Origin of the sequence: Actinophytocola xinjiangensis (assembly GCF_001921215.1) — a bacterium.
Taxonomy (GTDB): Bacteria; Actinomycetota; Actinomycetes; order Mycobacteriales; family Pseudonocardiaceae; genus Actinophytocola; species Actinophytocola xinjiangensis.
Map to the genome: position 1 here is coordinate 435,943 of NZ_MSIF01000005.1, position 6,346 is coordinate 442,288.

The following is a 6,346-nucleotide window of genomic DNA, read 5'->3' on the forward strand; positions in this document are numbered from 1 at the left end:
AACCGGAGAACACGGCGGGACACCGGCGTCGTCGTTGACGCCGGTGTCCCGCCGGTCCGTCACAGGCCGATCTGGCGGATGTACCCCTTGACGGCACCCAGGGTGTTGCGGCCGTCGTCGCCGACGTGCCCCCAGCGGATGCCTTCGGCGGTCAGCTGGTCGGCGTAGTCCCCCGACTGCTTCTGGGCGTAGGCGTAGGCCTCGGCCGCGTCGTCGGCGGCCGAGTCGAACCAGTCGCCGTCGCGGGTGGCCATCATGCGGTTGAGCTGGTCACCGGCGGCCTGCGCGTGCTGGTTCGCGGTGTTGTGGAGGTCGGACTTGGCCGTCTCCATCGTGTCGAAAACGATCTTGAAGGGATCCCCACCGATCATGTCGATCCTCCTCTAGGCCCCGTTGATGACGGAGCCGACTCCGTAGGTGTGCTGCTGCATCGTGGTCGTGCTGGTGGCCTGGCCCTCGTAGTAGGCCGACGTCGCCAGGTTGTTGTTCTCCACCAGCTGCTGGATCTGGGGCAGCACCCGCGAGTTCCAGTGCGCGTCGCGGTCCTGGCCGACGGCGAAGGCGGCGTTCTGCACCGAACCGGCGAGACCGCTGGTCGCGCTCTCGGTGTTGCGGACGCTGTGCGCCTTGTTGAAGTCGTTCTGCTCGCTCTGGCTGTGTTCGGTGAAGTTCGTCAGGCTCTGCAGCGCGTCGAGGCCGACATTGATCTGCATCGCCACCTCCTCCAGGTGTGGTCGGTAGTTTCCACTGTGGAACGCTAAACACGACCGGGCCCGGATTCGCCGCGCGGCACCTTGCTGCCATCGCCGAAGTACTGGCCTTCCGTCGCGCACCATCGTGGACGTGGCGACACTCGTGGTGAGACGACCGACCCGGCGACCGGCGCCGGACATGCCCAGCGGCGAACTGATCCTGGCCGCGCCGCCGGAGATCCCGCCGCCGCCCGCGCGGCAGTGGGCCCAGCTGCTGATGGTGCTGCCGATGGTGGCGATGATGGCGGCGATGATGCTGATGTTCTCCGGCAGCATGTCCGGGTCCATCCGCTTCGTCATCTACGGCCTGATGGGCGTCGGCATGCTCGGCATGGTCGTCATGGGCCTGCTGCAGGGCGGCGGCCCCAGCAAACGCGAGATGGGCCACGCCCGCCGCAAGTACCTGCGTGACCTGGCCCAACAGCGCCTGCGGCTGCGCCGCGCGGTCCGCGCCCAACGCTCGGTCATGGCCTACCTGCACCCCGAGCCGACCCAGCTGTGGTGGCTGGCGTCGAGCTTCCGGCTGTGGGAACGCCGCCGCGAGGACCCCGACTTCGGGGTCGCGCGGATCGGCAGCGGCGCACTCGCCCCGGCCACCACGCTCGTCGCGCCGGACACCAAACCGCTGGAGGACCTGGAGCCGCTCTCGGCGCTGGCGCTGCGGCGGTTCCTGGTCACCTACTCGACCGTCGGGCGGCTGCCGATCGCCGTGGCCGTCACCGGGTTCAACCGCATCTACCTGCGCGGCGACCGGGACGCCACCCTCGGCCTTGCCCGCGCGCTGCTCTCCCAGCTGGCCACCCTGCACGCGCCCGACGACCTGCGGGTCGCCGTGTGTGTCGGCGCGGGGCAGCGGGCGTCGTGGGAGTGGGTCAAGTGGCTGCCGCACGCCCTGCACCCCGACCGCTCCGACGCGCTGGGCCCGTTGCGGCTGGTCACCGCCACCATCCCGGCGCTGGAGTCGGTGATGGAGGAGGAGCTGGCCAAGCGGCCCCGGTTCGACCCGGAGGCCGAGGTGCGGGTCGCCGGGCCGCACCTGGTGGTCGTGGTCGACGGCGGGTCGGTCGCCGGCTCCGGGCTGCTGATGACCGGCGGCGGCGTCGAGGGCGTCACCGTCGTGGACCTGACGACCGCACCGCCCAAGACACTGGACCGCACGTCGGTGGTGCTGGCCGTGGACGCCGCCGGCACGCTGATCAGCGAGTCCACCGACGGCGAGACCGAGCTGGGTGCCGCCGACGAGCTCGACGAGCCCTCCGCCGAGGGCCTGGCCCGCCAGCTGGCGCCGCTGCGGCTGACCGCCGGCATGCGCGGCGACGCCCCGATGACCACCGAGCTCGGCCTGTCCGAGCTGCTGGAACTCGGCGACCCGTTCACCTTCGACCCGCGCGACACCTGGATCCCGCGCCCGCCGCGTGACCGGCTGCGGGTGCGGATCGGTATCCGCCCGGACGGCACGCCGATCGAGCTGGACCTCAAGGAGTCCGCCCAGGACGGCATGGGCCCGCACGGCCTGCTGATCGGCGCCACCGGCTCCGGCAAGTCCGAGCTGCTGCGCACACTCGTGCTGGCCCTGGCCGCCACCCACCCACCCAGCTCGCTGAACTTCGCGCTCGTCGACTTCAAGGGCGGCGCCACGTTCACCCGCCTGGACCGCCTCCCGCACACCAGCGCCGTGATCACCAACCTGGCCGACGAGCTGCACCTGGTCGACCGGATGACCGACGCCATCAACGGCGAGCTGATCCGCCGCCAGGAACTGCTGCGCGCCGCCGGCAACTTCGCCTCGCTGCGCGACTACGAGAAGGCCAGGGCGGCCGGCGCGCCGCTGCCCGAGGTGCCGACCCTGCTGGTGATCTGCGACGAGTTCTCCGAACTGCTCTCCGCCAAGCCCGACTTCATCGACCTGTTCGTCCAAATAGGACGGGTCGGCCGCTCGCTCGGCGTGCATCTGCTGCTGGCCAGCCAGCGTCTGGACGAGGGCCGGCTGCGCGGCCTGGAGAGCCACCTGTCCTACCGGATCGGCCTGCGCACGTTCTCCGAGCTGGAGAGCCGCGCCGTGCTCGGCGTGTCCGACGCGTTCTCGCTGCCCCGCGCCCCCGGCCACGGCTTCCTCAAGACCGACAACACCCAGCTCGACCGCTTCCGCGCCGCCTACGTCTCCGGCGTGCACGAGCAGCACACCGGCGAGCGCGGCGACGTCACCGCCACCGACCAGCTGGTACTCCACGAGTACACCACCGCCTACGTCGCCGGCGAGGTCGAGGCCGCCGAGGACGAGCCGGACACCGCCGAGGACGAGGACAAGGTCGGCGAGACCCTGCTGGACATCCTGGTCGACCGGCTCACCGGCCGGGGCACCCCCGCCCACCAGGTGTGGCTGCCGCCGCTGGACGACGCGGTCACCCTCGACGCGCTGACCGGCGACCCGCGCCCCGACCCCGACCTCGGGCTGACCACCGTGCCGGCCGGCGAGACCGGTGCGCTGCGCCCGGTGATCGGCCTGGTCGACCGGCCCTTCGAGCAGCGCCGCGACCCGCTGGTGCTCGACCTGGCCGGCGCCGCCGGGCACGTGCTGATCCTCGGCGGCCCCCAGTCGGGCAAGAGCACCGCGATCCGCACCCTGGTCACCAGCCTCGCCCTGGGCCACACCCCGCGCGAGGTGCAGTTCTACTGCCTGGACTTCGGCGGCGGCACGCTCGCCGCGCTCGACGGCCTGCCGCACGTCAGCGGGGTCGCCGGGCGGCTGGCGACCGGCGCGGTGCGCCGCACGGTCGCCGAGGTGGCGACCGTGTTGGCCGAGCGGGAACGGCTGTTCGCCGAACACGGCATCGACAGCATCGTCACCTACCGCCGGATGCGGGCCGCCGGCCGCTTCGCCGACCAGCCGCACGGCGACGTGTTCCTGGTGATCGACGGCTGGCAGACGCTGCGCAACGAGTTCGAGGGCCTGGAGGAGATCGTCAGCGACATCGCCGCGCGCGGCCTGTCCTACGGCGTGCACGTCGTCGCCGGCTGCACCCGCGCGTTCGACCTGCGGATGAACGTGCGTGACCTGTTCACCAGCAAGGTCGAGCTGCGCATCGGCGACCCGATCGACTCGCTGATCGACCGCAAGGCGGCGATGAGCGTGCCGACCGGCACCCCCGGCCGGGGGCTGGCCATGTCCGGGCACCAGGTGCTCGTCGCGCTGCCCAGGATCGACGGCCGCGCCGAGCCCGACGACCTCACCGACGGTCTCGCCGCCCTCGTCGACGCCATCACCTCGGCGTGGCCGGGCACGCGGGCGCCCAGGGTGCGGCTGCTGCCCGGTCTGGTGTCGGCCGAGGAACTGCCGGCGACCGACGAGGTCACCGGGCCGGCCGCCGGGTTCGCCGTCGGCATCCACGAGAAGGACCTGACCCCGGTGCGGCTCAACCTCGCCGAGGACCCGCACTTCTTCGTGCTGGCCGACACCCAGTGCGGCAAGACCGCGTTCCTGCGGCAGCTGGCCGGGCGGATATGCCGGGCGTATACCCCCGAGCAGGCCAGGATCGTGCTGATCGACCACCGGCGCGGGCTGCTCGGCGAGATCCCCGAAACCCACCTGCTGGGCAACGGCACCAACGACGCGCACAGCCGGGGCCTGCTGGCCGAGGTCGCCGACGCGCTGACCAAGCGGCTGCCCGGCCAGGACGTCACCCCCGAGCAGCTGCGCGCCCGCAACTGGTGGCAGGGCCCGCGGATCTTCGTGCTGGTCGACGACTACGACATGGTCGCCACCCACAAGGAGCACCCGCTGATGGCGTTGCTGCCGCTGGTCGCCCAGGGCGCCGACATCGGCCTGCACGTCGTGCTGACCCGCCGCACCGGCGGCGCCGGCCGGGGCCTGTTCGAGCCGTTCCTGTCGCGGCTGCGGGAGGTCGGCACCGCCGGGCTGATGATGTCCGGCGACCGCGACGAGGGCCCGCTGCTGGGCGGGATGCGCGCCCAGGTGCTGCCCCCCGGGCGGGGCTGGCTGGTGGACCGGCGCGGCGGCAAGGAGTTCGTGCAGCTGGCCTGGCAGCCGCCGGTGGCCGTTTGAGGCCAGTGCCCCGGTTGCCCCCGAGCCACGTGTTTGGCTCTACCACGCCAGATTGGAGCGCCCGATGAGCCACCTCAAGGGAGACGCCGGCCAGATGCTCGCCATCTTCCGGGTCGAGATCCCGACCTTCAGCGGCGACGTCACCCGGGTCGCGCCGGACCGCGGCTGTGTGGACGGCGTGGCGAACTGCCGCATGCTGTTCGACGTCGAGAAGGCGGCCACCGACAAGCTGCACCGGTTCCTCACCCACCTCGCCCAGGGCATCACCGCCTACCGGCAGATGGTCTCGACCGCCGCGCAGGCCTACGCCGACTGCGCCGACCGCAGCCGCAAGGAGCTGACCGACCAGGTCAAGGCCCAGATCGGCGCGGCAAGCGGCTACGACCTCCGGCAGAACCTGCCCGAGTACGCGCCCGGCTTCGACCGGCCCGCCCCGGCGGCGCCCTGATGAACTACGCCGACGAGCACGTCGACACCCAGCTGCGGCGGGTGCGGGCCGAGGCCGCGCACGTGGACCGGCTCGGCGAGGTCTACCGCCAGTGGGCCGCCGCCGCCGACATCGTCGTCACCGCCCGCGACCAGCTGCGCGACTTCACCCACAGCCTGGTGACCAACGTGTGGACCGACGAGGCCGGCGCGGACTTCAAGGCCAGGGTGGACAAGAGCGTCACCGTGCTGAACACGTGGTGCGACTCGTTCGACACCCAGTTCCACCGGTTCTCCACGCTGCTGCACACGCTGGGCTTGGACTACCCGCAGATCGTCCGCAACGTGACGATCATCCGCGACAACTGCGTGCGGCAGGCGACCGCCGACCTCAACACCGGCAAGACGCCCGACGACAGGCCGTTCCAGGAGGAGGCCGCCGCGCAGCTGGCGCGGCTGGACAACTACTACTGGGCGGCGTACTGGATCCAGCTCGGACTGGCGTCCGGCCCGAACTGGGGCGAGCCGAGGGCGGCGCTGACCGGCCCCGACACGCCGTCCGCGCCGGCCGCCGCACCGTCGGCCGCCTCCCCGTCGGCCACTTCCCCGTCGGCCGCCGCACCCGCCGCCGCGCCACAGGAGGCGCCGGTGGAGGCGCCCGCCCCGGTCGATCCCGGGCAGCCGCAGGAAACCCAGCCGCAGACCGGGGACCCGCTCGCGGCGGCGGCCAGTGCGTTGCAGGCGGCGCAGGGGCTGCTCGGCGGCGCCGGGAACCAGGTGCCGCCGGTGCTGTCCGCGCCGGGCTTCGAGTTCGGTGACGTTCCCCGGGCGGCCACCCTCGACCACGGCGGGCAGCCGGGCCTGGCCGGTCTCGGCGGTGTCCCGGCCACCGCGTCGAGCGGGATCGGCGGGATCGGCGGTGCCGCGACCGTCGGGGGCGCGGCGGCGTTCGGTCCCGGCGCCGGCACCCTTCCCGGGCCGGGCACCGCGCCGCTGCCGTCGGCCGGTCTGACCGGTGCCGCCGCGAGTGCCACCGCCGCCGGCGCGGCCCGGTCGTCGCCGCCGATGATGCCGCCGCAGTCCGGTGCCGGCGCGGCGGCCGCCA

4 protein-coding genes and 1 pseudogene are annotated in these 6,346 nt (G+C 73.0%); 3 read left to right on the top strand and 2 right to left on the bottom strand.

From position 1 onward, the window contains the following. Positions 1–59: 59 nt before the first annotated feature. Together BLA60_RS14575 and BLA60_RS14580 are read right to left on the bottom strand one after the other, a co-directional pair. Positions 60–371 (bottom strand): hypothetical protein, encoded by a 312-nt coding sequence (locus tag BLA60_RS14575; protein WP_075133357.1) that lies wholly within the window; start codon positions 369–371, stop codon positions 60–62. A 12-nt stretch (positions 372–383) separates the two neighbouring features. Beyond that, positions 384–713 carry a hypothetical protein gene (locus BLA60_RS14580; RefSeq protein WP_075133358.1) on the bottom strand — a complete coding sequence of 110 codons (330 nt, stop codon included), beginning with the start codon at positions 711–713 and terminating at the stop codon, positions 384–386. A gap of 130 nt (positions 714–843) precedes the next feature. Between BLA60_RS14580 and eccCa the strand changes: the two genes are divergently transcribed. From eccCa to BLA60_RS14595, 3 genes and pseudogenes are all read left to right on the top strand, one after another. Next, positions 844–4,815 carry a type VII secretion protein EccCa gene (gene eccCa, locus BLA60_RS14585; RefSeq protein ID WP_075133422.1) on the top strand — a complete coding sequence of 1,324 codons (3,972 nt, stop codon included), beginning with the start codon at positions 844–846 and terminating at the stop codon, positions 4,813–4,815. 64 nt (positions 4,816–4,879) lie between these two features. Continuing rightward, positions 4,880–5,263, top strand: coding sequence for a hypothetical protein (locus BLA60_RS14590; RefSeq protein ID WP_075133359.1), 384 nt, complete (start codon positions 4,880–4,882; stop codon positions 5,261–5,263). Next, a pseudogene (locus tag BLA60_RS14595) lies at positions 5,263–6,346 on the top strand (hypothetical protein); the annotation flags it as partial. The gene BLA60_RS14590 and the pseudogene BLA60_RS14595, both read left to right, overlap by 1 nt.